Origin of the sequence: Aeromonas sp. FDAARGOS 1402 (assembly GCF_019046925.1) — a bacterium.
In the GTDB taxonomy this organism is placed as follows: domain Bacteria; phylum Pseudomonadota; class Gammaproteobacteria; order Enterobacterales; family Aeromonadaceae; genus Aeromonas; species Aeromonas caviae.
In genome coordinates, this window is sequence record NZ_CP077201.1 from 2,745,087 (window position 1) to 2,771,143 (window position 26,057).

28 protein-coding genes and 1 other RNA gene are annotated in these 26,057 nt (G+C 63.0%); 13 read left to right on the plus strand and 16 right to left on the minus strand.

Going from position 1 to position 26,057, the window contains the following annotated elements:
* Window positions 1–101 precede the first annotated feature (101 nt).
* Both I6L32_RS13190 and I6L32_RS13195 read left to right on the plus strand, forming a co-directional pair.
* Window positions 102–1,292 (plus strand): GNAT family N-acetyltransferase, encoded by a 1,191-nt coding sequence (locus I6L32_RS13190; RefSeq protein WP_234921233.1) that lies wholly within the window; start codon window positions 102–104, stop codon window positions 1,290–1,292.
* 152 nt (window positions 1,293–1,444) lie between these two features.
* A complete protein-coding gene (locus I6L32_RS13195) occupies window positions 1,445–1,951 on the plus strand; it encodes a GNAT family N-acetyltransferase (protein ID WP_010673966.1) in 507 nt (168 codons plus the stop codon).
* A gap of 72 nt (window positions 1,952–2,023) precedes the next feature.
* Here the strand turns inward: I6L32_RS13195 and I6L32_RS13200 are convergent, their stop codons facing one another.
* Complete coding sequence (locus tag I6L32_RS13200) at window positions 2,024–2,524, minus strand: SRPBCC domain-containing protein (RefSeq protein ID WP_202015508.1); 501 nt, start codon at window positions 2,522–2,524, stop codon at window positions 2,024–2,026.
* Between the two features lie 182 nt (window positions 2,525–2,706).
* On the opposite strand from I6L32_RS13200, the gene I6L32_RS13205 reads away from it, so the two are divergent.
* Entirely contained in the window at window positions 2,707–3,147 is a 441-nt protein-coding gene (locus I6L32_RS13205; RefSeq protein WP_128342902.1) for a GNAT family N-acetyltransferase, read from the plus strand.
* Window positions 3,148–3,280: 133 nt separating this feature from the next.
* Here I6L32_RS13205 and I6L32_RS13210 read toward each other — a convergent pair whose 3' ends face one another.
* The 6 genes from I6L32_RS13210 to uxaC all read right to left on the minus strand — a co-directional run bounded on the left by I6L32_RS13210 (window position 3,281) and on the right by uxaC (window position 9,903).
* The gene (locus I6L32_RS13210) at window positions 3,281–3,901 is read right to left on the minus strand and encodes a bifunctional 4-hydroxy-2-oxoglutarate aldolase/2-dehydro-3-deoxy-phosphogluconate aldolase (protein ID WP_202015510.1); all 621 of its coding nucleotides are present in this window, start codon (window positions 3,899–3,901) and stop codon (window positions 3,281–3,283) included.
* Complete coding sequence (locus tag I6L32_RS13215) at window positions 3,894–4,841, minus strand: sugar kinase (protein WP_202015512.1); 948 nt, start codon at window positions 4,839–4,841, stop codon at window positions 3,894–3,896. Before I6L32_RS13215 ends, I6L32_RS13210 begins: the two co-directional genes overlap by 8 nt.
* Before the next feature lie 21 nt (window positions 4,842–4,862).
* Window positions 4,863–5,411 (minus strand): YgjV family protein, encoded by a 549-nt coding sequence (locus I6L32_RS13220; RefSeq protein ID WP_139736699.1) that lies wholly within the window; start codon window positions 5,409–5,411, stop codon window positions 4,863–4,865.
* Window positions 5,408–6,895, minus strand: coding sequence for a UxaA family hydrolase (locus I6L32_RS13225; protein ID WP_128296021.1), 1,488 nt, complete (start codon window positions 6,893–6,895; stop codon window positions 5,408–5,410). Before I6L32_RS13225 ends, I6L32_RS13220 begins: the two co-directional genes overlap by 4 nt.
* A 9-nt stretch (window positions 6,896–6,904) precedes the next feature.
* Window positions 6,905–8,368 carry a tagaturonate reductase gene (locus tag I6L32_RS13230; RefSeq protein ID WP_202015514.1) on the minus strand — a complete coding sequence of 488 codons (1,464 nt, stop codon included), beginning with the start codon at window positions 8,366–8,368 and terminating at the stop codon, window positions 6,905–6,907.
* Between the two features lie 122 nt (window positions 8,369–8,490).
* Window positions 8,491–9,903: a glucuronate isomerase gene (gene uxaC / locus I6L32_RS13235; RefSeq protein ID WP_216943995.1), complete on the minus strand. Its 1,413-nt coding sequence runs from the start codon at window positions 9,901–9,903 to the stop codon at window positions 8,491–8,493.
* A 436-nt stretch (window positions 9,904–10,339) separates the two neighbouring features.
* On the opposite strand from uxaC, the gene I6L32_RS13240 reads away from it, so the two are divergent.
* The 4 genes from I6L32_RS13240 to exuR all read left to right on the plus strand — a co-directional run bounded on the left by I6L32_RS13240 (window position 10,340) and on the right by exuR (window position 14,106).
* Window positions 10,340–11,329, plus strand: a complete 990-nt coding sequence (locus I6L32_RS13240; protein ID WP_045525242.1) for a TRAP transporter substrate-binding protein — start codon at window positions 10,340–10,342, stop codon at window positions 11,327–11,329.
* A gap of 44 nt (window positions 11,330–11,373) precedes the next feature.
* Complete coding sequence (locus I6L32_RS13245) at window positions 11,374–11,895, plus strand: TRAP transporter small permease (protein ID WP_202015525.1); 522 nt, start codon at window positions 11,374–11,376, stop codon at window positions 11,893–11,895.
* Window positions 11,895–13,196: a TRAP transporter large permease gene (locus I6L32_RS13250; RefSeq protein ID WP_043154537.1), complete on the plus strand. Its 1,302-nt coding sequence runs from the start codon at window positions 11,895–11,897 to the stop codon at window positions 13,194–13,196. The genes I6L32_RS13245 and I6L32_RS13250 overlap by 1 nt, the downstream gene beginning before the upstream one ends.
* A 130-nt stretch (window positions 13,197–13,326) precedes the next feature.
* Entirely contained in the window at window positions 13,327–14,106 is a 780-nt protein-coding gene (exuR, locus tag I6L32_RS13255) for a transcriptional regulator ExuR (RefSeq protein WP_043154540.1), read from the plus strand.
* Between the two features lie 283 nt (window positions 14,107–14,389).
* Here exuR and ssrA read toward each other — a convergent pair.
* Both ssrA and smpB read right to left on the minus strand, forming a co-directional pair.
* Window positions 14,390–14,749, minus strand: a transfer-messenger RNA (tmRNA) gene (gene ssrA / locus I6L32_RS13260).
* A 122-nt stretch (window positions 14,750–14,871) separates the two neighbouring features.
* Window positions 14,872–15,360: an SsrA-binding protein SmpB gene (gene smpB, locus I6L32_RS13265; protein ID WP_010673973.1), complete on the minus strand. Its 489-nt coding sequence runs from the start codon at window positions 15,358–15,360 to the stop codon at window positions 14,872–14,874.
* Window positions 15,361–15,608: 248 nt separating this feature from the next.
* Between smpB and I6L32_RS13270 the strand changes: the two genes are divergently transcribed.
* Together I6L32_RS13270 and I6L32_RS13275 are read left to right on the plus strand one after the other, a co-directional pair.
* Window positions 15,609–16,043: an SRPBCC family protein gene (locus tag I6L32_RS13270; protein ID WP_202015530.1), complete on the plus strand. Its 435-nt coding sequence runs from the start codon at window positions 15,609–15,611 to the stop codon at window positions 16,041–16,043.
* On the plus strand, window positions 16,036–16,392 hold the full coding sequence (locus tag I6L32_RS13275; RefSeq protein WP_102948158.1) for an RnfH family protein: 357 nt from the start codon (window positions 16,036–16,038) through the stop codon (window positions 16,390–16,392). Before I6L32_RS13270 ends, I6L32_RS13275 begins: the two co-directional genes overlap by 8 nt.
* A 67-nt stretch (window positions 16,393–16,459) precedes the next feature.
* On the opposite strand, the gene I6L32_RS13280 is transcribed toward I6L32_RS13275, so the two are convergent.
* The 3 genes from I6L32_RS13280 to yiaY all read right to left on the minus strand — a co-directional run bounded on the left by I6L32_RS13280 (window position 16,460) and on the right by yiaY (window position 18,818).
* The gene (locus I6L32_RS13280) at window positions 16,460–17,095 is read right to left on the minus strand and encodes an NAD-dependent epimerase/dehydratase family protein (protein WP_041212681.1); all 636 of its coding nucleotides are present in this window, start codon (window positions 17,093–17,095) and stop codon (window positions 16,460–16,462) included.
* Window positions 17,096–17,195: 100 nt separating this feature from the next.
* Window positions 17,196–17,534, minus strand: a complete 339-nt coding sequence (bamE, locus tag I6L32_RS13285; protein ID WP_216943996.1) for an outer membrane protein assembly factor BamE — start codon at window positions 17,532–17,534, stop codon at window positions 17,196–17,198.
* Window positions 17,535–17,666: 132 nt separating this feature from the next.
* Window positions 17,667–18,818, minus strand: a complete 1,152-nt coding sequence (gene yiaY, locus I6L32_RS13290) for an L-threonine dehydrogenase (RefSeq protein ID WP_216943997.1) — start codon at window positions 18,816–18,818, stop codon at window positions 17,667–17,669.
* A gap of 392 nt (window positions 18,819–19,210) precedes the next feature.
* On the opposite strand from yiaY, the gene udp reads away from it, so the two are divergent.
* On the plus strand, window positions 19,211–19,966 hold the full coding sequence (udp, locus tag I6L32_RS13295) for a uridine phosphorylase (RefSeq protein ID WP_010674037.1): 756 nt from the start codon (window positions 19,211–19,213) through the stop codon (window positions 19,964–19,966).
* A gap of 107 nt (window positions 19,967–20,073) precedes the next feature.
* On the opposite strand, the gene I6L32_RS13300 is transcribed toward udp, so the two are convergent.
* Window positions 20,074–20,838, minus strand: coding sequence for an RluA family pseudouridine synthase (locus I6L32_RS13300; protein ID WP_181824795.1), 765 nt, complete (start codon window positions 20,836–20,838; stop codon window positions 20,074–20,076).
* A gap of 161 nt (window positions 20,839–20,999) precedes the next feature.
* Between I6L32_RS13300 and rihA the strand changes: the two genes are divergently transcribed.
* Window positions 21,000–21,935 (plus strand): pyrimidine-specific ribonucleoside hydrolase RihA, encoded by a 936-nt coding sequence (gene rihA / locus I6L32_RS13305; RefSeq protein WP_039039882.1) that lies wholly within the window; start codon window positions 21,000–21,002, stop codon window positions 21,933–21,935.
* Window positions 21,936–21,964: 29 nt separating this feature from the next.
* Entirely contained in the window at window positions 21,965–22,441 is a 477-nt protein-coding gene (locus I6L32_RS13310) for a hypothetical protein (RefSeq protein ID WP_029314217.1), read from the plus strand.
* A 96-nt stretch (window positions 22,442–22,537) separates the two neighbouring features.
* On the opposite strand, the gene I6L32_RS13315 is transcribed toward I6L32_RS13310, so the two are convergent.
* The 3 genes from I6L32_RS13315 to I6L32_RS13325 all read right to left on the minus strand — a co-directional run bounded on the left by I6L32_RS13315 (window position 22,538) and on the right by I6L32_RS13325 (window position 25,168).
* Window positions 22,538–22,834, minus strand: a complete 297-nt coding sequence (locus I6L32_RS13315) for a helix-turn-helix domain-containing protein (protein WP_039039881.1) — start codon at window positions 22,832–22,834, stop codon at window positions 22,538–22,540.
* Entirely contained in the window at window positions 22,831–23,361 is a 531-nt protein-coding gene (locus tag I6L32_RS13320; RefSeq protein ID WP_202014211.1) for a DUF1523 family protein, read from the minus strand. Before I6L32_RS13320 ends, I6L32_RS13315 begins: the two co-directional genes overlap by 4 nt.
* Before the next feature lie 184 nt (window positions 23,362–23,545).
* Window positions 23,546–25,168: a methyl-accepting chemotaxis protein gene (locus I6L32_RS13325; protein WP_202014213.1), complete on the minus strand. Its 1,623-nt coding sequence runs from the start codon at window positions 25,166–25,168 to the stop codon at window positions 23,546–23,548.
* A 164-nt stretch (window positions 25,169–25,332) separates the two neighbouring features.
* Between I6L32_RS13325 and I6L32_RS13330 the strand changes: the two genes are divergently transcribed.
* Window positions 25,333–25,965 carry a LysE family translocator gene (locus I6L32_RS13330; protein ID WP_039039878.1) on the plus strand — a complete coding sequence of 211 codons (633 nt, stop codon included), beginning with the start codon at window positions 25,333–25,335 and terminating at the stop codon, window positions 25,963–25,965.
* Window positions 25,966–26,057: the final 92 nt, after the last annotated feature.

Sequence of the window (26,057 nt, forward strand, 5' to 3'; positions counted from 1 at the left end):
GTTTAACAACTCATTGGTAGCTGCTTATGCTGCCTCAGACAGGAGTGTGGTGCCGCCCGGGCACCCGGTTCCTGATCCGGGGGGCGGATGTGGGGGAAGGAATGGATCTGTTGATCGAGGGTGCGCTCTGGCGCCCCTCCTGGCAAGCGGCGTTGCAGGCCTGGCAGCACCAGGGAAACCGCTGGTGGCTGTTGCTTGGCAAAGGGGAGGCGAGGGAGATGGCACCCTGGTCGGTCAGCCCGCCAGATGGCATTCTCCGTGCCCGCGACCTGCTTGCCGCCTGGCTGGGGGAGGCCGCCTCCCCGCTGATGGCGACACAGCCGGACCGGCAGATCCTGATCGCTGCCTCCGGCTCCCTGCTGACCCTGGCCAGAGAGAGCGGCCTGCTCACCCTGGGGCCCGCGGGGGCGGATCATCGCCTCGGTGCCGATGACGACCTCGGGGTTGCCCTGCAACGCCTGCTTGCCCGCCGCCTGATGACCCCTGTGCTGCGCGAGCCTGGCGGGCAGGACGCGCTGGTGCTGCGCCCCCTGCTGCCCGGCGATGAGAGCGCCATCCTGCGTTATTGTTCGGATGCGGCGCTCGCCCGCTATACCCTCAACATCCCCCACCCCTATTCGCCGGAGGCGGCGCGGGACTGGCTTGCCCTGAGCGGGCGCAAGGCTGCTCTCGGGCTGGGATGCACCTGGGCCCTGACTCTGCCCCAGGGGCGTGAAGACGAGCCCGCTCCCCTGGTCGGCTCTCTCTCCCTGCACTGGCACGGGGAGCTGGCATGGTGGGTCGGCGTGCCCTGGCAGAACAGGGGGCTGGCCACCCGGGCCGCGAGCCTGGTCAGGGCGTTTGCCTTCGAGCAGTGGCACCTGCCTGCCCTCACCGCCCGCCACATGCCGGGCAACCTCGCCTCAGGCCGGGTGATGGAAAAGACTGGCATGCACCATGACGGGCGTCGGCCAGATCCGGCCGATGGCGCCCTCGAGCTCGATCACTGGCGGCTGGATCGCCCGGTGCGCCTGACGGATGCACGCAAAGAGGCGCTGGCCCCCTGGCTGGATGACGAGGAGGTGGTCGTGGCCATACTGCACGGTGAGGAGGTGGCGCTCTTCATGGCGGGGGAGACGACAGAGGGCGAGCAGACACTCAGCGGGCTGACGGTGCGGCGCTATCCCCTGGCCATGCTGGCGCCAGAGGCGCCCGGGGTGCAGGCCCATGGTGGTGGCGCCCTCCTCAAGGAGTGCGGGGATCTGGGCCTCGCCTATCTGCGGCGATTGCGACAGCCTGACGACGGACGCTGATGGCTTGCGCAAGGGCGTTCATCGCGAAGCCTGGTGCGGGGTCTGTCAGGTGTTTTCCTGAGTCCGCCCTCCCATTTTCAGACAAAGGCAGTGAAGTGGCGCCCCACTTCTGTGGAATAATGGCCGCCCTGCTGTACGAGGAGTAACGCTGTATGTTGAGAACCGAGCGTCCCGGCGACATGCTGCCAGTCTATGAGCTGGTGAGTGCCGCCTTTGGTCGTCCCGACGAGGCCGAACTGGTCAACCGCCTGCGAGAATGTGGGGCCGCCGTGGTCACCATGGTCGAGGAGGAAGAGTACGAGTTCATGGGGCACCTGATGCTGAGCCCGATCACCATTGAGGGACAGGAAGGGCCCTGGCTGGGACTGGCACCCGTGGCCGTGCATCCCGACTGGCAGGGGCAGGGCATTGGCTCGGATCTGGTGCGGGAAGGGCTGGACACGGCACTGGAGATGGACTGGAAGGCGGTGGTGGTGCTCGGGGATCCCGCCTACTACGCCCGTTTCGGGTTTCGGCCAGCCAGCGACTTCGGCCTGCACTGCATCTACGAGGTGCCGACGGAGTGTTTCATGGCGATGGAGTTGCAACCCGGCGGGCTCGACGGGGTAAGGGGCGAGGTGCTCTATCACCCCCTGTTCGATGAAGAGCCGGTGGAGTGACCGCCTGCCCATCCATGAAAAAGGACCCTTAGCGGGTCCTTTTTCATGCCATGCCCATCGCTTGAATGGACGTCACTGGGCCAGTGATTTCAGCTGCTGCTTGCCCGGCGGGTTGTTCCAGTCGATGGGGCCGTGGGTGAAACGGTACTGAAGCCTCGGCAGACTCAGTTCCAGCCACTCCTCCCGGAAGTAGGCATAACCCTGGTCCCAGTCTGGATCCTGCGCCCAGCCGGTTTGCAGGAAGTGGAGCCGGGTGCCCTGGCCCTCCGGCACGAAGCGCAGGCTGACCTGGGTCTTCTGCTGACGAATGTGGGGAAACTGGGGAGGGAAATTCCAGCTGAAGCTGAGCAGATCATGGGGCATGACCGCCATCACCCGGCACCCTTCGCTGCCACGCTCGCCGAGGGGAGCATCGGGTCTGAAATAAATCTCGAACGGTCCGTTGGGTTCCGGGACCATGAGGCACTCCGGCGCCAGAAAACCGCGCAGCCCGCTCTCCGTGGTCCAGGCCCGCCAGACATCGTCAATGTGGGCGGGTACCAGAATACTGCCTTCAATTTGCTTGTTATCCATAAATCAGTGAACCTCAAACCAGTCATGGACGGGACCTCGGCAGTATAGCCCCTGAGGCGATAAAATAGGCAGCCCTGTGTCACAGGGTTACGTATTCAAGAGGGTCCATATTGCCGATTTGACAGCGCGGCGGGATCCATCGAGAGTGGGAAGCGACAAGCACGCAACGCAAGGATGGTGTCATGATCAGAATGATGACGGAAGCTGATGAGCCCATGCTGGCGCAGCTCTTCCTCAAGGGAAGGCGCCAGGCCTTCCATTGGGTTGATCCCGCCCTGTTCCGGCTCGAGGATTTTGCCGATCAGACCCGGGGCGAGGAGATCTGGGTGGCGGAGAAAGGGGGCAGCCCGTGCGGATTCGTCTCCATCTGGGGGGCCGAGAGCTTCGTGCATCATCTCTACGTGGTGGCGGACTGGCACGGGCAGGGCATGGGGCGGGCCTTGCTTGCCGCCGGTTTGGCCGGGTACCCCTCCCCGGCCTCCCTCAAGGTGGCCATGCGCAACACCACGGCGATGGCTTTCTATCATCGCCTGGGCTGGGAGAACACCGAAGAGACGGGTCATTGCGACATCACGGGCCCCTGGCGCAGGCTGGTGTTGACGCCCGATGCCGCAGGGGAATAAGCCGCTGGCAGACTGCGGCAACCGCACCGCACATTGATCTCCAGCCCTCGCAGGGCATAAAAAAGCCACTTCGCGGGAAGTGGCTCTTCAACACATCCGGGGGAAGGCAGACCTTCCCTCGCTCAACCGATGATCACAGGGCCGCCACGGCCTCTCTTACCAGGGCGGCCAGCTCTTCCCACCTGCCCTCGTCGATGAGCTTGGCCGGCACCATCCAGGTGCCGCCGCAGGCGATCACGGCATTCAGCCCCAGATACTCCTTCAGATTGGCCGGCGTCACGCCGCCGGTGGGCATGAAGCGCACCGGATAGACGGCGCCCAGGGCCTTGAGCATGGCGGTGCCGCCTGACTGCTCTGCCGGGAAGAACTTGAGGTGGCGAAGCCCCATCTTCATGGCTTGCTCCACCAGGCTGGGGTTGTTGACCCCGGGGATGATGGTGACGTCCTTGTCCAGGCAGTACTGCACCGTGGTCGGGTTGAAGCCGGGGCTGACGATGAAGTCGGCACCCGCCGCAACGGCCGCATCCACCTGCTCGCGGTTGAGCACGGTGCCGGCCCCGATCAGCAGATCCGGGTAGGCCGCGCGCATCTGGCGGATGGCCTCTGCGGCGGCGGGGGTGCGGAAGGTCACCTCGGCGGCGGGCAGGCCATTTTCCACCAGCACCCGGGCGAGAGGGACGGCCTGGGCAGCATCTTTCAGCGCGATGACGGGGATCACCTTGAGGGCTTCGAGGCGGGCGATGAGATCAGACATGGTGCGTTTCCTTGAGTGATGGCATGTGGGAGGGGGGAATGATGGCCCCCGGATACTGGATGACGGCCGCCGCCAGGCGGTGGCCTGCCCGGGCGGCGTCGGTGACGTCGGCCCCTTGCAGGCGTGCGGCGAGATAACCGGCGCTGAAGGAGTCGCCCGCCGCCGTGGTGTCGATCACCTGTTCGGCGGACAACCGCAGGGCGGCGATTTCGATCCGCTGCGCTGCCGTGACCACCAGGCAAGGCTCAGAGCCGCGCTTGACGACGATCTCGCCCACCCCGAAGCCCTGGCTGCGGGCGAGGCAGGTTTCGACCTCCGCGTCGCCCCAGAGTGCCTGCTCGTCATCCAGGGTCAGCAGGGCGATGTCCGCCAGGCGCAGGATGGCGGTGTAGGCCTCTTTGGCGGTCTCCTTGTCTTGCCAGAGGCGGGGGCGGTAGTTGTTGTCAAAGGCAATTCTGGCCCCCCGGGCGCGCGCTGCGGCGAGTCCTTCCAGCAGGCGCTGGCGCGAGGCGGGCGGCAGTATGGCCAGGCTGATGCCGCTCACGTAGACAAGATCGCACTGGCTCAGGGCGGCGAGAATGGCCTCGCCCTCGGGTTGCGCCAGCCAGTAGCGGGCGGCGGCGTCGCTGCGCCAGTAGGTGAACGAGCGCTCGCCGTCGGCCGCGGTGTCGATGAGATAGAGACCAGGGGCCTTGTCTGCCAGGCGCAGCACCCAGTCGGTGTGGATGCCCTCTTGCTGCCAGGCGGCCAGCATCTGGCTGCTGAACCCGTCCTGGCCGAGGGCTGTGACATAGTGCACCGCGAACGCCTGGCTCCCCAGGCGGGCGAGATAGAGGGCGGTGTTGAGGGTGTCGCCCCCGAAACCTTGTGCCAGCAGGCCTTGCCCGGCTCGGCGCAGCTCCACCATGCATTCGCCGATGACGGCTATCTGTCGGGTCATGGTTTCGACTCCTTGCAATCGTTACAGGGGGTTCGCCAGGGGATGACGCCACATGCGATACATGGTGTGGCAGTTGACGAACAGGAAGGTGGTCTCAATCAGGCTGCCGCCGATGGAGCCGATCAGTATGTTGTGGCTGGTCCAGCACAGGCCGCCCGCCAGCATGCACAGCCGCAGCGCCAGCCCGCGGGCCCGGAACAGGCCCCAGGTGCCGATGGTGGTGCCGATGATGGGGAGCCACTGCACCGCACTGGTGATCCCGGGGATGCCCAGTACCCACACCAGCACGAGGAAGAAGAGCATCACCCAGGGGTTGCGGGTGCGCCCCGAGGCGATGGTGCGACCACAGCTGAGGGCGGCGCTGAGAGCCGCCGTGCTGGCACCCATTAGCAGGAAGTGGACCGCGATGGCTCCCTGGTAGAGACACAGCCGCCAGCGAAAGCGGCTGTCATCCCGTTGCAGGAAGGCGCTCACCCCGACCAGCATGGCGGCAAGGCCGATGCCTTGCGCCAGGGGCTGCTGTTCAATCAGGGTCCAGACCGGTTGCAGCCAGCCAAGCTCGAGACTCACAGGGTGACACCACTCTTGAAGATGGCCAGCTCCCGGAAGTCGTTGCGCTCGTTGCAGGTCGGCTTGCCGTTGGCGATATCGACGATGAGGTCGATGAACTGGGCGAGCAGACTGCTCATGGGGGTGCCCTCAATCAGGGTGCCGGCGTTGAAGTCGATCCAGTGTGGCTTGCGCCTGGCCAGATCGCTGTTGGTGGCAAGCTTGACCGTGGGGGCCGGGCCACCGTAAGGAGTGCCGCGCCCGGTACTGAACAGCACCATGTGGCAGCCTGCGCCGGCCAGGGCGCTGGTGGCGACGGCGTCGTTGCCCGGGGCGCTCAGCAGGTTCAGCCCGGGGCGCTGCAAGCGGGCGCCGTAGGGCAGCACGTCCACCACCTGGCTGTGCCCCGCCTTCTGGGTGCAGCCGAGGGACTTCTCCTCCAGGGTCGAGATGCCGCCCGCCTTGTTGCCGGGGGAGGGGTTCTCGTAGATGGGCTGCTGGTGGTCGATGAAGTACTGCTTGAAGTCGTTGACCATCTGCACCGTCTTGTCGAAGGTCTGCTCGTCCTGGCAGCGGGACATCAGGATGCGCTCGGCGCCAAACATCTCCGGCACCTCGGTCAGCACCGAGCTGCCCCCGTGCTGGATCACGTAGTCGGAGAAGCAGCCGAGCAGCGGGTTGGCGGTGATCCCGGAGAGGCCGTCCGAGCCGCCGCACTCCAGCCCGAATTTGAGCTCGCCGAGCCGACCGGGTTGGCGCCTGTCTTGCTGCATCTGCGCGAGCAGCTCGCGCAGCAGTCCCAGCCCGTGCTCCACCTCGTCATCGTGCTGCTGGCACACCATGAAGCGCACCCGGGCGGCATCGATCGGGCCCAGGGTCTCCCTGAAGGCGGCGATCTGGTTGTTCTCGCAGCCCAGCCCCACCACCAGAACCCCCCCCGAGTTGGGGTGGTGCACCAGGTTTTGCAGCAGGGTGCGGGTGTTGAGGTGATCCTGACCGAGTTGGGAGCAGCCGTACTGGTGGCTGAACAGATGCACCCCGTCGATGGCGCCGAGATCGGTGTCGCGCTCGAGCTGTTGCTTCATCTGTTTGGCGAGGGCGTTGACGCAGCCCACGGTGGGCAGGATCCACAGCTCGTTGCGAATGCCGACCTGGCCGTCGTGACGGCGGTAGACCTGGATCTCCCGGTCCGGCAGCGCGGTGCTGACGTCGATGAGTTCCGGCTGGTAGCTGTACTCGTCGAGCTCGCTGAGGTTGGTGGCGAGATTGTGGTGATGGATATGCTCCCCCGCCGCGATGGCGCGGGTGGCGTGGCCGATGGGCAGACCGTACTTGATGATCTGATCCCCTTCACTGAGGGCCACCAGCGCCAGCTTGTGGCCGCGGGGGAGGGGGTCGCTCAGGGTGAAGGCAACACCTTCGTGCGCTATCTGCTCGCCGGCGGCGAGCTCTCTCAGGGTCACCAGCACATTGTCGGCGGGGTGGATGCGAATCACGGCTTGCATGGTCACTCCTTAGCAGCAGGCGGCCAGCGCCGCGCGCAGGCCCTGCTCGCGGATCCGGGTCAGACAGGCATCGACTCGCTCGACCAGGCCGGGCACCTCGCACAGGGACTGGCCCCAGTGGGCCTCCTGGCCGAGCACCTCTTGCACCAGGGCGCGCTGGGGGATCTCGCCGCGCTCCACCGCAGGCCAGAGGCGGGCGTAGGCGTCGAGCCAGGGTTGATCGTCCTGCAGCGGATAGGCGTGTCCGTTGCGCTCCCCGCGATAGAAGGCGAGCAGGGCGGCGAGGGCAAAGCTCAGGCGCGGCGCCAGTGTGCCCTGCTGCTGTTGATAGGTCAGCAACTGCGGCAGCAAACGGGTGCGGAACTTGGTCATGCCGTTCAGGGCGATGGAGAGCAACTGGTGCTTGATGAAGGGGTTGCGAAAGCGCCCCTGCACGTCGCGGGCGAAGGAGAGCAGCTCTTCTTGCGGCAGGCTCAAGGTCGGCACTATCTCATCGCGCATGATGCGCTCGACGAACTCGCCAATTTCCTCGTCGGCCATGGCCTCGCCCACCGTGTCGAGCCCGGCCAGGAAGGCGACCGGCACCAGGGCGGTGTGGGCGCCGTTGAGGATGGCGACCTTGCGCTCCTTGTAGGGCTTGATGTCATCGACGATGAGGATGTTGAGCGCCTGCCCGGCGGGCAGCTGATCGAGGCAGAGGGCGCTCGCCAGCCATGCAGGCCCCTGGATCACCAGCAGGTAGAAGTGCTCGGCGGTGACCACGAACTGATCCTGATAGCCAAATTGCGCCTGCAGCTCGGCGTGCTCGTCCCGGGGGAAGCCGGTGACGATGCGATCCACCAGGGTGGAGCAGAAGGTGTTGTGTTCGCGCAGCCAGGTCTGGAAGGCGTCTGGCAACTGCCACTGGGCGGCGTAGCGCAGCACCAGCTCGCGCAGGGCGTCGCCGTTGTAGTCGATGAGCTCGCACGGCAGCAGCACCCAGCCCTTGTCGGCGGCGCCGTCAAAGTGACTGAAGCGCTCGAACAGCAAGCGGGTCAGCTTGGCCGGGAAGCTCGCGGGCGGAGCGTCGTCGAACTGGGCGTCGGCGTGATAGCTGATCCCGGCTTCCGTGGTGTTGGAGAAGAGGAAGCGGATATCCGGGTTGCGCGCCAGTGCCAGCACCTCGTCGAACTGGCGATAGCAGCTCAGTTCGCGGTTGACGCTGCGGATCAGGCGCTGGGTGCTGATGGCCTTGCCGGACTCGTCCAGCCCGCGGATGACGGTGGTGTAGAGGCCGTCCTGAGTGCTCAGGCTGGGGGGAAAGTCGCTGTCGATGGGGCGCACTATGACCACGCCGGCGTCGAGGCGGGTGTGCTCGTTGAGCAGGTCCAGCTGCCAGTCGATGAAGGCGCGCAGGAAATTCCCCTCGCCAAACTGGATCACGCGGTCCGGATATTGGGCCCCCGGGAAGGCATCACGATTCAGGCGTTGCATCTTGTTGTGGTCCTCATGGGGCTGTGCCCCTGTGGCGGATATGGATGATGGGCGCGGTTTGACCCATGGAATGGTCCGCTCCGGCGGCGGGACATGCCCGCCGCCTCATTTTTTATTTCTGGTCAGTTCAGCTCGATGGCGAAGTAGTCGCGGGCGTTGTGGAAGCAGATGTTCTCCACTATCTGGCCCAGCAGCGCGAGATCGGCCGGGGCCTCACCGTCCGCGACCCAGTGCCCGATCATGCGGCACAGGATGCGGCGGAAGTATTCGTGACGGGTGTAGGAGAGGAAGCTGCGGCTGTCGGTCAGCATGCCGACGAAGCGACTGAGCAGGCCGAGCTGGGCGAGCTGGGTCATCTGGCGCTCCATGCCATCCTTCTGATCGTTGAACCACCAGCCCGAGCCGAACTGCATCTTGCCGGGAAGGTTGTCCCCCTGGAAGTTGCCGATCATGGTGCCGAGCACCTCGTTGTCCCTCGGGTTCAGGCAGTAGAGGATGGTCTTGGGCAGCGTCCCTTGCGCGTCCTGGGCGTCGAGCAGGCGGGAGAGCGCCTTGGCCACGGGAGCGTCGTGGATGGAGTCAAAGCCGGTGTCCGGCCCCAGGGTCAGCAGGCGGCGGCTGTTGTTGTTGCGCAGCGCCCCGATGTGGTACTGCTGCACCCAGCCGCGCCGGTGGTATTCGCCCGCCAGATAGAGCAGCACGGCGGTCTTGAAGGCGGCCACATCGGCGCTCTCCAGTACGGCGCCCCCCAGACGTCGAGTCAGCATGGCGTCGAGCGCCTGTTCGCCGGCCTGGCCGAAGGGCACTTCGTCCAGGGCATGGTCGGCAATCTTGCAGCCGTGTGCGGCGAAGTGATCCAGCCGCACGCCGAGGGCCCGGGTCAGATCGGCAAAGGTGCGGATCTGGATGTCGCTGACCCGGCCGAGTTCGGCCAGGTAGTCAGCAAAGCCATGGGCGTCGATGTTGAACGCCTTGTCCGGACGCCAGCTCGGCAGCACCTTGATGTCGAAGCCGCCGTCGGCCGCGATGGCGGCGTGGTGGCGCAGATCGTCGACGGGATCGTCCGTGGTGCCCACCATCTTGACGTTCATCTGTTTCATGATGCCGCGGGCCGAGAAGTCGGGCTGGGCCAGCTTGTCGTTGCACTGGTGCCAGATGGCCTGTGCGGTCTGCGGCCCCAGCAGCTGGCCCGTGATGCCAAAGGGCCGCTTGAGCTCGAGATGGGTCCAGTGATAGAGGGGGTTGCCGATGGTGTGGGGCACGGTGCGGGCCCAGGCCTCGAACTTGGCGTAGTCGTCGGCATCCCCGGTGCAGAAGCGTTCATCCACTCCGTTTGAGCGCATGGCGCGCCACTTGTAGTGATCCCCCTTGAGCCAGATCTCATACAGGTTGGCGAAGCGGTGATCCTCGGCAATCAGCTGGGGCGGCAGGTGGCAGTGATAGTCGAAAATGGGCTGTCCGGCGGCGAAGCCATGATAAAGCTGGCGCGAGAATTCGGTATCCAGCAGAAAGTCATCGGTCATGAAGGCGGTCATTCGCTTGCTCCCTACGAGAGTGCTCGGTGAAGTGGAGATAGTTGTTGGACCAATTATTCTCATTGCCAGACATCTCGTCCAGTCACCATATTGAAAAAACACCGGTCGGCTCACAAAATCGTCGAATTAAACCATTTTGAGTCTCAAAGAGGGCCTTCAATGGTGCCTAACAGGGTGAGAAAGAGCGGGAAAGAGGATGAAGAGGCTGGATGAGAGGTTTGTATGACACCTTTTTACTCTTGTGGATCGGGAAAATGTGACCTGCGTTGGGTTTATCACAGCCCATTTGTGGGGGTATGCCGTTTTTGTGATGGTTCTCAATATTCATAGATGTTCTACCAATTACAGTGTGCATCACAAAGATGTAGGACATTAAGACTGACTCCTCAGGGAAGAGGTCTAGCAGATAAACGCACACACTTGAGGTCCCGCTCCAATGAAAATGAAAACCATCGCCGCCGCCATCCTGATGGCCGCCCCCCTGGCCCTGACAGCCTTCTCTTCCCATGCCATGGAGAGAGTGACGCTGAAGCTGGCCCATAACCTGGACACCAACCATGTGGTACACCAGGCGTTGGCCCAGATGGCCAAGGAGATCAGCACCGCCTCCGACGGCAAGATGAAGCTGCGCATCTACCCGGGTGGCCAGATGGGCGGTCCCCGTGAGACCCTGGAGTTGCTGCAAAACGGCGCCCTGGACATGACCAAGGCCAGTGCCAGCGAGATGGAACCCTTCTCGCCCGCCTTCTCCATCTTCAGCCTGCCTTACCTGTTCAAGGATCAGGCCCACTTCAACAAGGTTATTTACGGCCCCGTGGGCGAATCCATGATGGCCCAGACCCGTGACAAGGGCTTCGTCTCCATCGCCGCCTACGTGGCGGGGACCCGCAGCTTCTACGCCAACAAGCCTATTCACACCCCGGCCGACATGAAGGGGATGAAGATCCGGGTGGTCGCCACCCCCACCACCATCAAGCTGATCGAACTGCTGGGTGCGGCCCCGGCCCCGATCCCCTTCGGTGAGGTCTACACCGCACTGCAGCAAGGGGTCATCGACGGCGCCGAGAACAACGAGCCCTCCTACGTGCAGACTCGTCATGTCGAGGTGGCCAAGTTCTACGCCGAAGATCAGCACACTTCTGTGCCCGATTTCCTGGTGATCTCGAGCAAGGTGCTGGACAAGCTTTCCGACGAGCAGAAGGCCATCCTCACCACTGCCGCCAAGCACTCGGAAACCTACGAACAGGAGCTGTGGGACAAGGAGGTCGCGGCATCTCGCAAGCAGGCGACCGACGCGGGGGCCACCTTCATCCAGGTCGACAAGGAGGCTTTCCGCACTGCGCTGGCCCCCCTGTATGACGATTTCCGCAAGGATCCGGTACGCGGTGAGTGGCTCACCAAGATCGAGAATGAAGCCGGTCAGTAATCATGAGGGGAGGGCGACGAGATCGCCCTCCCGGGAGAACCGCAATGCGTCTTGAAAAGTTCAAGCAACCCATCGACAGGTTGCTCGCCGGGTTTACCGTCGCCGTGATGGCCATGCTGGTAGTCTGCGTGGTCTGGCAGGTGTTCAGTCGCTACGTGCTGGCACAGCCGAGCACCATGACCGACGAGATAGCCCGCTTCAGCATGATCTGGGTGGGATTGCTGGGAGCGGCCTACGCCACCGGCAAGCGTCGCCACCTCAGCATCGACCTGTTCGTTTCCGACCTCAAGGGAGGGCGCAAGCTCGCCAACCAGCTGTTCGTGGATCTCTGCGTGCTGCTGTTTTCCAGCAGCGCCATGGTGTGGGGCGGCCTGACCCTGGTGACCAAGGTCTACAGCACCGGCCAGGTCTCCCCGGCCATGCAACTGCCGATGGCCTATGTCTACGCCGTGCTGCCCCTGAGCGGCCTCATCATCAGTTATTACTGTGTGCTCTTCATGCTGGAGACCCTGCTCGACAGTCTGGCGCCCACCCCCGATCTTGCCCCCTCAGAGGAGAACATCTGATGGATTGGACCATAGCCCTGGTCATGTTCGGCTCCTTCTTCGTGTTGGTGTTCGCGGGCGTGCCCATCTCTTTCTCCATCGGCCTGGCGACCCTGGCCTCCGGCATGATGATGCTGCCGATGGAAACCATCCTTGCGGTGGTCGGCCAGAAGATGGCCACCGGCCTCGACAGCTTCTCCCTGCTGGCGATCCCCTTCTTCATCCTGGCGGGGACCCTGATGAACTGCGGCGGCATCGCCCAGCGGCTCATCAACTTCTCCCAGGTGCTGGTGGGCCGCATGCCGGGCTCGCTCGGCCACGTGAATGTCATGGCCAACATGCTGTTCGGCTCCATCTCGGGGTCGGCGGTGGCAGCCGCGGCCGCGGTGGGTGGCACCATGGCCCCCATGCAGAAGAAGTCCGGCTATGATCCGGCCTATTCGGCGGCCATCAACGTGACCTCCTGCATCACGGGTCTGCTGATCCCGCCCTCCAACGTGCTCATCATCTATGCCCTGACCGCCGGCGGCATCTCGGTGGCCACCCTGTTCATGGCCGGTTACGTCCCCGGCATCCTGATGGGGCTCAGCATCATGGCCGTGGGAGCCATCATCGCCAAGCGCCGTGGCTACCCGGTTGCGGAGCGACCCTCCTTTGCCATGGTGATGCGCGCCTTCTGGGATGCCATCCCCAGCCTGCTGCTGGTGGTGGTGGTCATGGGCGGGATCCTGGGGGGCATCTTCACCGCCACCGAAGCCTCCGCCATCGCCGTGGTCTACACCTTCGTGCTCTCGGTGCTCATCTACCGCGAAGTGAAGTTCAAGGATCTGCCGGCCATCATGCTGGACTCGGTCATCACCACCGCCATCGTGCTGCTGCTGATCGGCATCTCGGTGGGCATGTCCTGGGCCATGACCAATGCGGATATCCCCTACACCATCAGTGACGCCTTGATGAATGTCTCCGATAACCCTCTGGTCATCCTGCTCATCATCAACGTGATCCTGCTCATCGTGGGCGTCTTCATGGACATGACCCCGGCGGTGCTGATCTTCACCCCGATCTTCCTGCCCATCGTCACCGAGCTCGGCATGGATCCGGTCCACTTCGGCATCATGATGATCTTCAACCTCTGCATCGGGCTCTGTACACCGCCGGTGGGCAGTGCGTTGTTTGTGGGGTGTTCGGTCTCGGGGGTCAAGCTGCAGGCCCTGATCCGGCCCATGCTGCCCTTCTTCTTCGTCTTGCTGCTGAGCCTGATGGCGGTGACCTACATACCGTCACTCAGCCTCTTCCTGCCGGGACTGTTTGGCATGCATTGAGTCATGAGAGAGCAAGTGAGCCCAGGGCTCACTTGTTCATTTTCATGTAAATTGGTATAACAAGTTACCGTATCCGGGGGACAGTCCCGGCACTTGAAGAGTATGAGGCTGGGGTGTGAGTGAGATGAATATGGACTTGGTTGAATCAAAGCGTCTCTATCAGAAAGTCGCCGCCGAGCTGAAACAACGCATTGCCAGCCAGCGTTATCAAGTTGGCGAGCGTCTGCCGGCCGAGCGGCTGATTGCCGAGGAGATGGACGTGAGTCGCACCGTGGTGCGCGAAGCCATCATCATGCTGGAAGTGGAAGGGCTGGTGGCGGTGCAGAAAGGGTCCGGGATCCACGTGATCGCCCGGGAGAGCCAGTATGCCGAAGCGATTCCCACCCTGGATGACGCCCTGTTGACGGCGGGCCCCTTCGAGCTGCTGCAAGCCAGGCAACTGCTGGAGAGCAACATCGCCGAGTTTGCCGCGACCCAGGTGACCAAGCAGGACATCATGGAGCTGCTGAAGATCCAGGCCCTGGCCCGCAAGGAGGATCGTGCCCGCGATTCGGAGTGGGACAAGCAGTTCCATATCCAGGTGGCCAAGGCGACCCAGAACTCCGTGCTGGTGATCCTGACCGAGCAGCTCTGGCTGCATCGCGAGCGCAACCCCTACTGGCGCAAGCTCCACGAGCATATCGACGACAAGGCTATCTCCAGCTGGTGCGACGATCACGACCAGATCCTCAAGGCCTTGATGCGCAAGGATCCGCAGGCGGCCAAGCTGGCCATGTGGCAGCACCTGGAGAACACCAAGCAGATGCTCTTCCAGGCCACCATCTTCGATGACGAAATGGAGGATGACCGCTACCTCTTCTCCGAAAATCCCGTCGTTCATCTGACCCAGCATTCCACTGCCAACGGCTAGTGGAAAGTTCTCGGGGGCGAATCCTCGAGGCTGTTTCAACCCCATGGAGGCGCTGGGCTGATGGCGTAGCCCAGAGCTCCCGGGCAAATTGCCGTTCCACTCGCCGGTTTTTGCTGGCCGCATCACCTGGATGCTGGCCCATGTCAAATGCAGTCACGACCCGCAGAGCCTTTGGCCCTTGGTCTGGAGATGCACAGCACTCGCGGGGCGGATACATCCTCTGAAGGCGAGAAAAAGGATACAAAAAGGGCCACTTCTTGCGAAGTGGCCCTTTCCAAACGTTTGGTGGAGCTGGGGGGATTTGAACCCCCGTCCAAAATTACTACATCCTCGGTACTACATGCTTAGTCACTCTTTACATTCGCCAACACGCTGCGGAGAGACACGCCACGCATTGACTAGCTCGATTGGTTTTAATGCTTCCGCCCCGAGCAGGACTTCCACACGATCCTGTGAAGGATGACCTTCCATTTCCCTAGGACACAGGCAAGCTAGGGGAGAAGGGCTCAGCGCAGGTTATTAAGCTGCGAGTGCGTAGTTTTCGTCGTTTGCGACTATTTTTTTGCGGTTTATTAACGAGGCCTACCGCACCTCGGCATGCACCTTGGGTTTCGTGAATCTTGTCGAATCCAGAATCAGCCCCAAGTTGTCAAAAGGGATTGTACGCAAAAATCCTGTCATAGCAAGGCGTTGATGGCAATCGACCGGCCTTGGCCGGTCGATTGCTGGTTTATTGGTCGCCGCATGGGGGCCGGCGGCGCACAATCAACCGCGGTGCTTGTTCTTCATGATGCGGGCCTTCTCACGGTCCCATTCCCGTGCCTTGGTGTCTTCCCGCTTGTCGTGCTCTTTCTTGCCCTTCACCAGGCCGATCTCGACCTTGACCCAGCACGCTTTCCAGTAGAGGGCCAGCGGCACTATGGTGTAGCCCTGACGAGCGGTCAGGCTCTCGAGCTTGTCGAGTTCACGGCGACTGAGCAGCAATTTGCGGGTGCGGGTCGGATCGCATACCACGTGGCTGGAGGCGGCGTTCAGCGGCAGGAAGCTGGAGCCGAACAGGAAGGCTTCTCCCTGCATGAAGATGACATAGGCTTCGCTGATGTTGGCCTTGCCCGCCCGCAGGGACTTCACTTCCCACCCTTGCAGGGACAGGCCGGCTTCCACGCGCTCTTCGATGAAGTACTCGTGACGGGCGGTTCTGTTGAGTGCAATGGTGCTGGACCCGGCTTTGTTTTTACTGTTTTTTTTGCTCATGACGGGGGCCTTAGGCAATGTTTAGGAAGGCGCATTATACGTGGGTGGCGGCGGCTGTAAAACGCACAGCGCTCCGAGTGGCGGCTTTGTGAGCAGTTCGATGACGATTTTGAGGGAAGGGCGGGGCGAGAGCAGGCCACACTGGCCGGAAAGTGTGCGATTGCCGTGCTTGGTGACCCGCGAACAGTTTCGGCGGTGATTTTGGCTGACAAGGTGATAAAATCGGGCCGATTGGATGAGGAAAACCCATGCCCCGTATTACTCGCAGTGCCCTGGTGATGTTCAGCGCGGAACAGATGTTCCGGCTGGTCAATGATGTTGATGCCTATCCTGAGTTCCTGCCCGGCTGTGTCGGCAGCCGTGTTCATGAGTCGGGTGAAGACTACATGATGGCCTCGGTCGATGTGGCCAAGGCGGGTATCGCCAAGACCTTTACCACGCGCAACCAGCTCGATGCCAATCGTGCCATCAAGATGGAGCTGGTGGAGGGGCCTTTCAGCAAGCTGGCGGGATGGTGGACCTTCACGCCCCTGGACGTGGATGCCTGCAAGGTGGAGTTCGATCTCGACTTCGAGTTCACCTCCAAGCTCATTGAGCTGGCCTTTGGCCAGATCTTCCGCGAGCTGGTGAGCTCCATGGTGCTCGCCTTCTCCAATCGTGCCAAGGTGGTTTACGGTGTCTGAGCTCCTCAATATCGAAGTGGCCTATGCCCTGCCCGAGCGGCAGACGGTGCTGTGCATCCGGGTCGCGCCCGAGACCAGCGTGCTGGCGGCCATCGAACAGTCCGGCATCCTGCAAAAGCACCCGGAGATCGACCTGTCGGTCAACAAGTTCGGTATCTACAGCCGTCCGGTCAAGGGCGCAGAGCCGGTGCAGGAGGGGGATCGCATCGAGATCTACCGCCCTCTCATCGCCGATCCCAAGGAGATGCGCAAGAAGCGGGCGGAGAAAGCCAAGGAAGAGGGGCGCGCCGATGTGGTCACCGGCGGGCGACCCGATGTGCACCGCAAGCGAGACGATGCCGGCACCTGACGGGTGATGGGTTGTGACAAGGGGCGCCGTGGCGCCCCTTTGTGATCGTCTCGCCCGGCACGGGGCATCACAGGGTGAGCAGGCGCTCGTTTTCCACCGTCTCTATCCCGCTCTCCTGGATGGCAAGGCGCGCCATGGCGTGCGCCACCTGACTGGCCTCGATGGCACGCCAGCGGCGCAGCGACCCGCGCAGCAGGGGCTTTACCAGCGGATAGATGGCCTGGATGATCTGCTCCGAACGGCGCGCAGGTTCGCGATGGCCGAGCAGCATGGCCGGGCGCAGGATGACGAGCCGCTGCCACTCCTGGGCCAGCAGGGCCTGCTCCATCTCGCCCTTGGTGCGGGGATAGAGGGCAGGGGAACCCGGGTTGGCGCCCAGACTGGAGACCACCAGCAGGCGGCGGCAGCCGTGGCGACGGGCGAGCGCGGCAAAGGCCAGCACATAGTCGAGATCGACCCGGCGAAATGCCTCGGCCGAGCCGGCATCCTTGCGGGTGGTGCCAAGGCAGCAGAAGGCAATGTCCACAGGGGAGGGCAGCGTCAATCTGTCCAGCGCGTCGAACGAGGTGGGCAGCCAGGTGCGTCCCGGAGCGGGATCGCCCGGTTTGCGGCAGAGCAGGAGGAGGTCGTGTTCCGTCCCCAGCTCGCGCAGCAAGGCTTTGCCAATCAGACCGGTGGCGCCGGCAATCAGGAATCGACTCATGATGATCTCCTCGGGGCAATGAGGCATCCAGAGTGTGGCCCGGCGACATCACCGGGGCCAGAGAGAACAAAACCGGCAGAAGCCGGTTTTGTAATGTCATCTAGAGCGGTGTGGTGAAGGCGGCAGGGAGAGGGAAATCACCGGTCACGGTGGCCAGTCTGTCACCCACGAAGTTGAGGGTCAGCTCCTTGCGCTCCTTGTCGCCCCGACCGGGCTGGAACTCATAGACGTAGTACCAGGTGTTGGGGTCAAAGCTGTCGCGCAACATGGGAGAACCCAGCACGAACTCGACCTGTTCGCGGGTCATGCCCTGGCGCAGCTTGTCGACCTGCTTTTGTTCCACATAGTTGCCCTGGGGAATATCGATGCGATAGACCAGGCTGCAACCGGACAGGGTGAGGGCGGTCAGGGCCGCGGCAATCAGGTGTTTCATCCGCATATCGGGTTCAGATCATCCATACAGTCTTTTTAGCTCGGCAAATCATACCCACTCCCCGTGCGGAAGTAAAAAGCCATTGATCCATCAGCCAATAAAAAGTGCCGCGTGGCGGCCCTGGCAGATCTTGCCCCCTTACATGGCGGCGCGGAAGATGGCGACGATCTCCGCGTGAGTCGCCTGCCTGGGGTTGGTGAGACCGCAGGCATCCTTGAGCGCATTGTTGGCCAGCACGTCGAGGTCGTCGGCCCTGACCCCGAGCTGCTCCAGACCGGCGGGGATCTTGACGTCGCGAGCCAGTTGCCGGATGGCGTCAATGGCTGCCGCCGCACCCTGCCCATCGCTCATGGCGCTCACATCCACCCCCATATGACGGGCCACATCCTTGAGCCGGCCGGCGCACAGCCGGGCGTTGTAGGCCTGGACATGGGGCAGCAGCACCGCATTGCACACCCCGTGGGGCAGGTCGTAGAAGCCCCCGAGCTGGTGAGCCATGGCGTGCACATAGCCCAGGCTTGCGTTGTTGAAGGCCATGCCGGCCAGGAACTGGGCATAGGCCATCTGCTCACGGGCATGGAGATCCTCCCCCTGATGCACGGCGGTGCGAAGGTGTTCGGCAATCAGTGCGATGGCCATCACGGCGCTGGCATCGGTGACCGGGGTGGCGGCGGTGGAGACATAGGCCTCGATGGCGTGGGTCAGGGCATCCATGCCGGTGGCGGCGGTGAGGCCGGCGGGCTTGGCCAGCATCAGTTCCGGATCGTTGACCGACATCAGCGGCGTGACGTGCTTGTCGATGATGGCCATTTTCACCTGACGGGATTCGTCGGTAATGATGCAAAAACGGGTCATCTCGGAGGCGGTGCCGGCGGTGGTATTGATGGCGATGAGCGGCAACTGCGGCTTGGCGGAGCGATCCACCCCCTCGTAATCCTTGATGCTGCCCCCATTGGCGGCCACCAGGGCGATGCCCTTGGCGCAGTCGTGGGGTGAGCCGCCGCCGAGCGAAATGACGCAGTCGCAGCCGTGGGCCCGGATCATCGCAAGACCCGCCTCGACGTTGGCCACGGTGGGATTGGGTCTGGTCTCGTCGAACACCACTGCGTCGATGCCGTGCTCGGCCAGGAGGGCGGCAAGCCGGCCCACCACGCCAATCTGGCCCAGGATCTTGTCGGTGACGATGAGCGCCTTGCGATAGCCATGTCCCTGGATATCTGCTGCCGCTTCCTGCAGGCAGCCCGCCCCCATCAGGTTGATTGCGGGAATGTAGAACTTGAATGTCGCCATGATGGACTCCGTATGATTATCCATTAAGTGGTATTCGGGCGCCAACATAACAGCGTCGGAGGGGATGAGAAGGGGTCAATGGTATCTCGTTTGCAACTTTGTGGACTCGATCGCGCTCTTTAAATGGACGGTCGCTCAAGGCTTGACAAGGGACGGGAGAGCAAAAGGAGCGTAAAAACGTTTTTCAAGAAATTCATCATCTTAGCAAACGTTTCGCGCCATTTTTGTCAGCTTTGAAGCGCAGAAGTGTGAGGCGCATCAAGGAATTGGAAAGCGCTTTCGACCATAGTTGGCGCCTCCCCGGATGAGGGGACACCGGCTTGAAAGTACCGTAAAGAATCACCTTAACTGCACTCGGCTGCCATGCGGCGGGGCGCAACCAGGAGTCCACTATGTCTGATGTATTTCACTTGGGTTTGAAAAAAGCGGATCTGCAAGGCGCCACCCTGGCGATCGTCCCCGGTGACCCCGAGCGCGTGAAGCGCATCGCAGAACTGTTGGACAACCCGGTGCACCTGGCCAGCCATCGTGAATTCACCACCTGGCGCGGCGAGATGGACGGCAAGGCCGTGATCATCTGCTCCACCGGTATCGGTGGCCCGTCCACCTCCATCGCGGTGGAAGAGCTGGCCCAGCTGGGCATCCGTACCTTCCTGCGCATCGGCACCACCGGCGCCATCCAGCCGCACCTGAACGTGGGCGACGTGATCGTCACCACTGGCTCCGTGCGCCTCGACGGTGCCAGCCTGCACTTCGCGCCGATGGAGTTCCCGGCCGTGGCCGACTTCGACTGCACCACCGCCCTGGTGAACACCGCCAAGGAGCTGGGCTCGAAGCTGCATGTGGGCGTCACTGCTTCTTCTGACACCTTCTACCCGGGTCAGGAGCGTTACGACACCGTATCCGGCCGCGTAGTACAACGTTTCCAGGGTTCCATGAAAGAGTGGCAAGCCATGGGCGTGCTGAACTACGAGATGGAGTCCGCCACTCTGCTGACCATGTGTACCAGCCAGGGCCTGCGTGCGGGCATGGTGGCCGGTGTCATCGTGAACCGTACCCAGCAGGAAATCCCGAACGCCGAAACCATGGCGAAAACCGAATCTGATGCCATCAAGATCGTGCTGGGCGCCGCCCGCAAGCTGATCTGATAGCACCACACCGAGTGGGGGGTGGGGGCCGTTGCGAAAGCGCGGCCCCTATCTTTATCCGCCGTTTGCCCCTTTTACCTTCCTGGCTCTGCTTTCCCCCTTCTTCGTTACCCCTGTTGCCCCGTCATGGCCGCCAGTGCCTGCGCAAAGGGCGCTTCACAGCGGATCTGTACCGCTTCGCCGCTCACCGGGTGCACAAAACCGAGTTCACTGGCGTGCAGCATCAGTCTGGGGGCTCGTTCGCAGCCGGGCGGGAGCAGGCCGCCATAGAGATCGCATCCCAGGATGGGATGGCCCAGCCACTGGCTGTGGATGCGCAGCTGGTGGGTGCGCCCGGTTTCCGGTACCAGCCTGACCCGGGTCAATGGCACCGGCTGGCCTGCCCCCTCCAGGGTGAGCCGCTCCATTACCCGATAGCGTGAGCGGGCGGGCTTGCCGCTGGCGGCGCAGATGCTCATCAGCGGGAACCGCGCCGGATCCTTGGCAATGGATGCGTCGATGACGCCCTCATCCGCCGCCAGATGGCCGCAGAGCAGTGCCTCGTAAGCCTTGCTCACGGTGCGCTGGCTGAACTGGTGGCAGAGCAGGGCGTTGATGCTCTTGTTTCTGGCCACCACCATGACGCCCGAGGTGCCAAAGTCGAGGCGGTGCACCAGGGTGCAGCCGGGGTAATCCTGTACCAGCCGGTAATGGACCGAATCGAGGTTCTGCGGGTTCTTGCCCGAGAGGCTCAGCAGGCCGCTCGGCTTGTTGATGAGCAGCAGATGCGCATCCTCAAACAGGATCTCGATGGTGGCGGCGCAGGGCGGAGCAACAAAGGTGTCGATGATGGCGGACATGGGGCAACCGGACGATGAAGGGGGGGGGATCATACCCGAACGATGGCGGCGCGGCGAATCTGGGTGTCCGCTCCCAAGGCCTGTCGCCAAGTACTTGATCTCGTTGGTTGAGGCGTTTTGTGACTCCCTCCTGAGTTCATCTGGCCATCTCTTGCTAAGGTATGGCTCCCTGTCATGCTGTAAGGAGTCTGTCCATGGCGTTGCCCGTTATTCTCGATTGCGATCCCGGCCACGATGATGCCATCGCCCTCATTCTGGCGCTGGCGAGCCCCGAGCTGAAGGTGCTGGCGGTCACCACCAGCGCGGGCAACCAGACCCCGGACAAGACCCTCAACAATGCCCTGCGCATCCTGACCCTGCTCGGCCGCGACGACATCCCGGTGGCGGCGGGGGCTGCCAAGCCCCTGGCCCGTGAGCTCATCATCGCCGACAACGTCCACGGCGAATCGGGGCTGGACGGCCCAGAGCTGCCGGATCCCGCCTTTGCTCCCCGGGCGATGAGCGCCCTTGAACTGATGGCAAGGTGTCTGCGCGAGAGCCCGGAGCCGGTCACCCTGGTGCCGACCGGGCCGCTCACCAACATTGCCCTCTTGCTGGCGACCCACCCCGAGCTCAAGCAGAAGATCGCCCGCATTGTGCTGATGGGGGGCGCCGCCGGTGCGGGCAACTGGACCCCCGCGGCGGAATTCAATATTTATGTGGATCCCGAAGCGGCCGATATGGTCTTCAAGTCGGGGCTGCCCATCACCATGTGCGGGCTGGACGTGACCCACGAGGCCCAGGTGATGGACGAGGATATCGAGCGGGTACGCGCCATTCCCAACCCGGTGGCGCAGTGCGTGGCACAACTGCTCGACTTTTTCATGATCTATCATCGGGATCCCAAGTGGGGATTTGCTGGCGCGCCGCTCCATGACCCCTGTACCATCGCCTGGCTGCTGGCGCCCTCCCTGTTTCACGGGGTGGAGTGCCGGGTCGATATCGAAACCGGCGGAACCCATACCCTGGGCATGACGGTGGTGGATCGCTACGACCTGACCGGCAAACCGGCCAATGCCCTGGTGCTGCTGGGGCTCGACAGGGTCGGTTTCATCGAGTTGCTGGTGCAGCGACTGCGCTCATTTGGTTGACATCCTGGACATCGGATAAGGGGTTGGGAATGTGGAAAGGGACGTTGGCGCTGCTGACATGCATGCAACTGACGGGTTGCGCGACCCCGTTCGAGAAGATGTGGCAGGGGCTGGCGACCTGCGAGCTGGACACCCTTCATCTCGACATCGAGACCGGGCGCCCGGCCAATCCGCAGCTCGCCATGTATACCCCTGACAAGGTGAGCGAGGGCTTTGCTTGGTACAAGGTCCATCAGGAGTTGCACGGCCTGCCCATCGTCGGCTTCCTGGTGCCGGCCTCCACCTTCGAGGTACATGCCCTCTTCGTGGATACCCCCATCGCCAATGCCCGCAGGCTGACCCACAACGCCTATGGCAGCGAATTTTCCGACGAGAGGCTGCATGACGAGGGGATGGCCCCCCTGTTGCTGCGCGACCCCAACAATCCCAAGCGCTCCATCATCGACTGCACCCGGGGTGAGTCGGCGGAGCCGCTGCCGGAAGAGTCTTTCGGCGAAGGGGAGTGAGTCCGGGGGAGGGCAACGGGATATCAGGCCAGACAAGAAAGGGGCCAGCCGCAAGGCTGGCCCCTTCTCTATGGGAGCAGACCCGGGTCCGGGGTGTCAGGGATACCCCAGGGTCTGCCTGATGACGGGAAGCTGCGCAGCAATCCAGGCCGGATTGATGGGCCCCCAGTCGCTGATGCGGTAGTGCCCCTGCAGATGGCGAGCCCCCTCGGTCTGCTCGAAGGCGCACTGGATGTCGAGCTCCGCCAGGGCGCTGAGGGTGTCCTGGGCGGTGCGGCGCGGCATGCCGGTCGCCTCCATGATGGCGGGCACGGTGTCCGTGCCCTGACTGATGAGGTGAGCCACGTAGAGCCGGCGATAGAAGCTGGTGCGGGTCTTGCTCGGCTCGCTCATATCTCGTCCTCGAGGTGATCGAAGTAGCGCCAGGTGGCGATGGCCGCCTTGCCCATCACCAGGGCCCAGACACCGAACCAGAACCAGCGGAAGAAGCTCCAGGTGGAGGCATCGGGCTCGGTGCTCGCGATCTTGGTGACGTTGGGGAACATGGAGAACATGTTCACGCGCCAGCCGTAGGAGGTGATGATGGCCAGGCGTTTTTCGAACTCCATGGACTTGGCCTTGGCCTGGACGTCGGCGGCGTTGAATTTGAAGTAGAAGGGCCAGCCCCATTCGGTGTCTTCATTGCGAAACACCCGGATCTTCTCGCCGGGGCGCTCGGTGTAGATGTAATAGACGTCGGTGGTGGGGCCGTCAGCCGGGTTCTTCTGGCTGATGGGGCCATCCTTGTCGGTGCGCTTCACCTCCACCCCGGTGATGGTGGCGATGGTGTGTTCCGGCAGATAGAAATCGAGCCAGAGTGCGGAGAGCAGGGCGATGAGGCCGAGCGTGATAAAAGCGGGTTTCTTGAACTTCAGGCTCATGATGATCTCTCGATGAGGGGGAGTGACGTGCCTCTACCATACCCACATTTGTGAATGCAGCCCAGCCCCCAATGGCACCTTGATGGCAAAAACCCGTTTTAAACAGGAGGCGTGAAGGGGGAGGGGCAAGTGCAAGTGCGGGGCCTGCGCCGGGCCCCGCGGTATCGAAGAGACCCTCTCGGGATCAGAGCTGGAACTGGGCGAGCTGCCTGCGCTGCTGCTCGGCGAGCTGTGACAGTTCGTGACTGGCGGCGGCACTCTGGCTGATGCCGGCAGCGTTCTGGTTCACGATCTCGTGGATGTTGGTGAGGTTGCGGCTGATGTCGGCGGTGACGCAGGATTGTTGTTCTGCCGCGGTCGCCACCTGGGCGTTGGCACCGTTGATCTGGTTGACCGCGTCCGTGATGCCCCCCAGCAAGGCCTGTACCTCGGCGGAGAGCTGCCGGTTGTGGCCGAGGATCTCCAGGGTCTGCTGCACGCCGCTGTTGGCGGAGAGGGACTGGCTCTGCAACTGCTCGATGATGGCCTGGATCTCCTTGGTGGAGTCCTGGGTACGGGCGGCCAGCAGGCGCACTTCGTCGGCCACCACCGCAAAGCCGCGGCCGCTTTCACCGGCGCGGGCCGCCTCGATGGCGGCGTTGAGGGCCAGCAGGTTGGTCTGCTCCGAAATGCTCTGAATGACTTCGATCACCTTGCCGATCTGCTCGGACTGGGACTTGAGCCTGGCCACCACAGTCGCGGCATTCTCCAGACTGCCCGCCATGCGGCCGTTGGCCTCGATGCTTTCGGCAAACAGGGTCAGCCCCTGCTCGACCCGACTGTTGGCATCCCGGGCCAGCTCGTCGGCCAGGGCGGCATTGTGGTTGACGTTGTCGGCAGTGCTGGCCAGCTCGGTGACGGCGGAGGCCACCTGTTCGGTCTCACCGCGCTGCTGCTGGGCGTTGACCTCTGCCTGGGTCATCACAGCGGCAAGCTCGGTGGCGGCGGAGGCCACATTGCCGCTGATGCCGGTCAGGGTCTGGATGGTGTTGGCAAGCTGGCTCAGGGTCCGGTTGATATCCCTGGCGAGCTGGCCCAGCTCGTTGTTGCCTTCGGCATTGGCACGCACGTTGAAGCGGCCGAGGGCGACGGCGTGCATCACCTCCTGCAACTGGCCGATGGGCTGCACGATGCGCCCGGAGATCCACCAGCCACCCAGCAGGGCCGCGATCAGGGTGCCCCCCATCAGCAGCAGGGTGCGCAGCAGGGTCGCGCGGTAGTGGGCCTGCTCCTCGGCAATCTCAGTCTGGGTCAGCTGATTGATGTGGACGGACATGGCATCGATCTGCTTGATGAGCGCCTCCCCCAGATCGCGAAAGTGCAGGCGGGCCTGCTCATAGGCGGCGGGATCGCCACTGCCTTGGTACTTGGCGGTCAGCAGGGGCAGCATGCTGCTGCGGGTATGGCCGAGGTAGGCCTGCAGGGCGGCCGCGACCTGACGGTTGTCCTGCTCGGCTCCGGTGACAACCAGTCTGGTCAAGATGGCGCCAATCTCCTGTTCGGCGGCGGAGAGCTGGGCCGGCAACTGGGCGAAGAGGGCCTCATCGTACAGGCCGTAGATGGCGTTGGTGCGCAGCCGGTAGGTGGCGTGGATCAGGGCCGCGATGTCGTCCTTGTGGCGGGTGACGCTGGCGGTGGTTTCATTCATGTCCTGAATGGCACCGTCGATTTCCTGTTTGCTGATCACGGCCATCAGCAGCATCAACAGGCTGGCGAGCAGGAGAGGGATAAGCACTTGAAGACGAATGGACAGATTATTCAATGACATGAAAGATCCTAACCCGAAAGAGGAGTGAGGCGGCATCTTACACAGGCGCGACAATCCTTGTCACAGGGTTTTTAATGCTGAATTCTTGCTGAATGAAAAGGTTTTTCTTGTGTTAAAGGAGTGTGATAGGCAAGATCGTCTGCTTGTTACCCTGGAGGTGTAGTGTGTCCGACTGGATTGATCCCGCCATCTTGGCGCTCTTTATTCCCACGTTCTTTTTTGTCTCAGTAACCCCCGGTATGTGCATGACCCTGGCGATGACCCTGGGCATGAGTCTGGGGGTGCGCCGTACCCTGCACATGATGTGGGGGGAGCTTGTCGGCGTCGGCCTGGTTTCCGTGCTGTCGGTGGTCGGGGTGGCGGCAGTCATGCTCAACTACCCGGCCCTGTTCTCTGCATTCAAATATGTAGGTGGCGCCTACCTGGTCTGGCTTGGCATCCAGATGTGGCAGGCCAAGGGCAAGATGGCCATCCCGGCGGATCTCTCGGCGGGTCAGCAGACCAGCCCCATGGGACTGGCCGTGCAGGGGTTCGTGACCGCTATCGCCAACCCCAAGGGGTGGGCCTTCATGGTCTCCCTGCTGCCCCCCTTCATCAATGCGGCCAAGCCGATGGCACCCCAGATAGGGGCCCTGGTCGCGCTCATCCTGGTCATCGAGTTCTCCTGCCTGATGCTCTATGCCAGCGGTGGCCGCACCTTGCGCCATTTCCTCGCCAAGAGCGGCAATGTCACTCTGATGAACCGGATCGCGGGCTCTCTCATGCTGTTTGTCGGGGTCTGGCTGGCCTTCGGCTAAACACTCGCTCAATCTGCCGCCCTATGTGACGCCATGGGGCACCTGAAGAGACATCATGCAAAAAGCCACCTCCCTGCCCGGGAGGTGGCCTT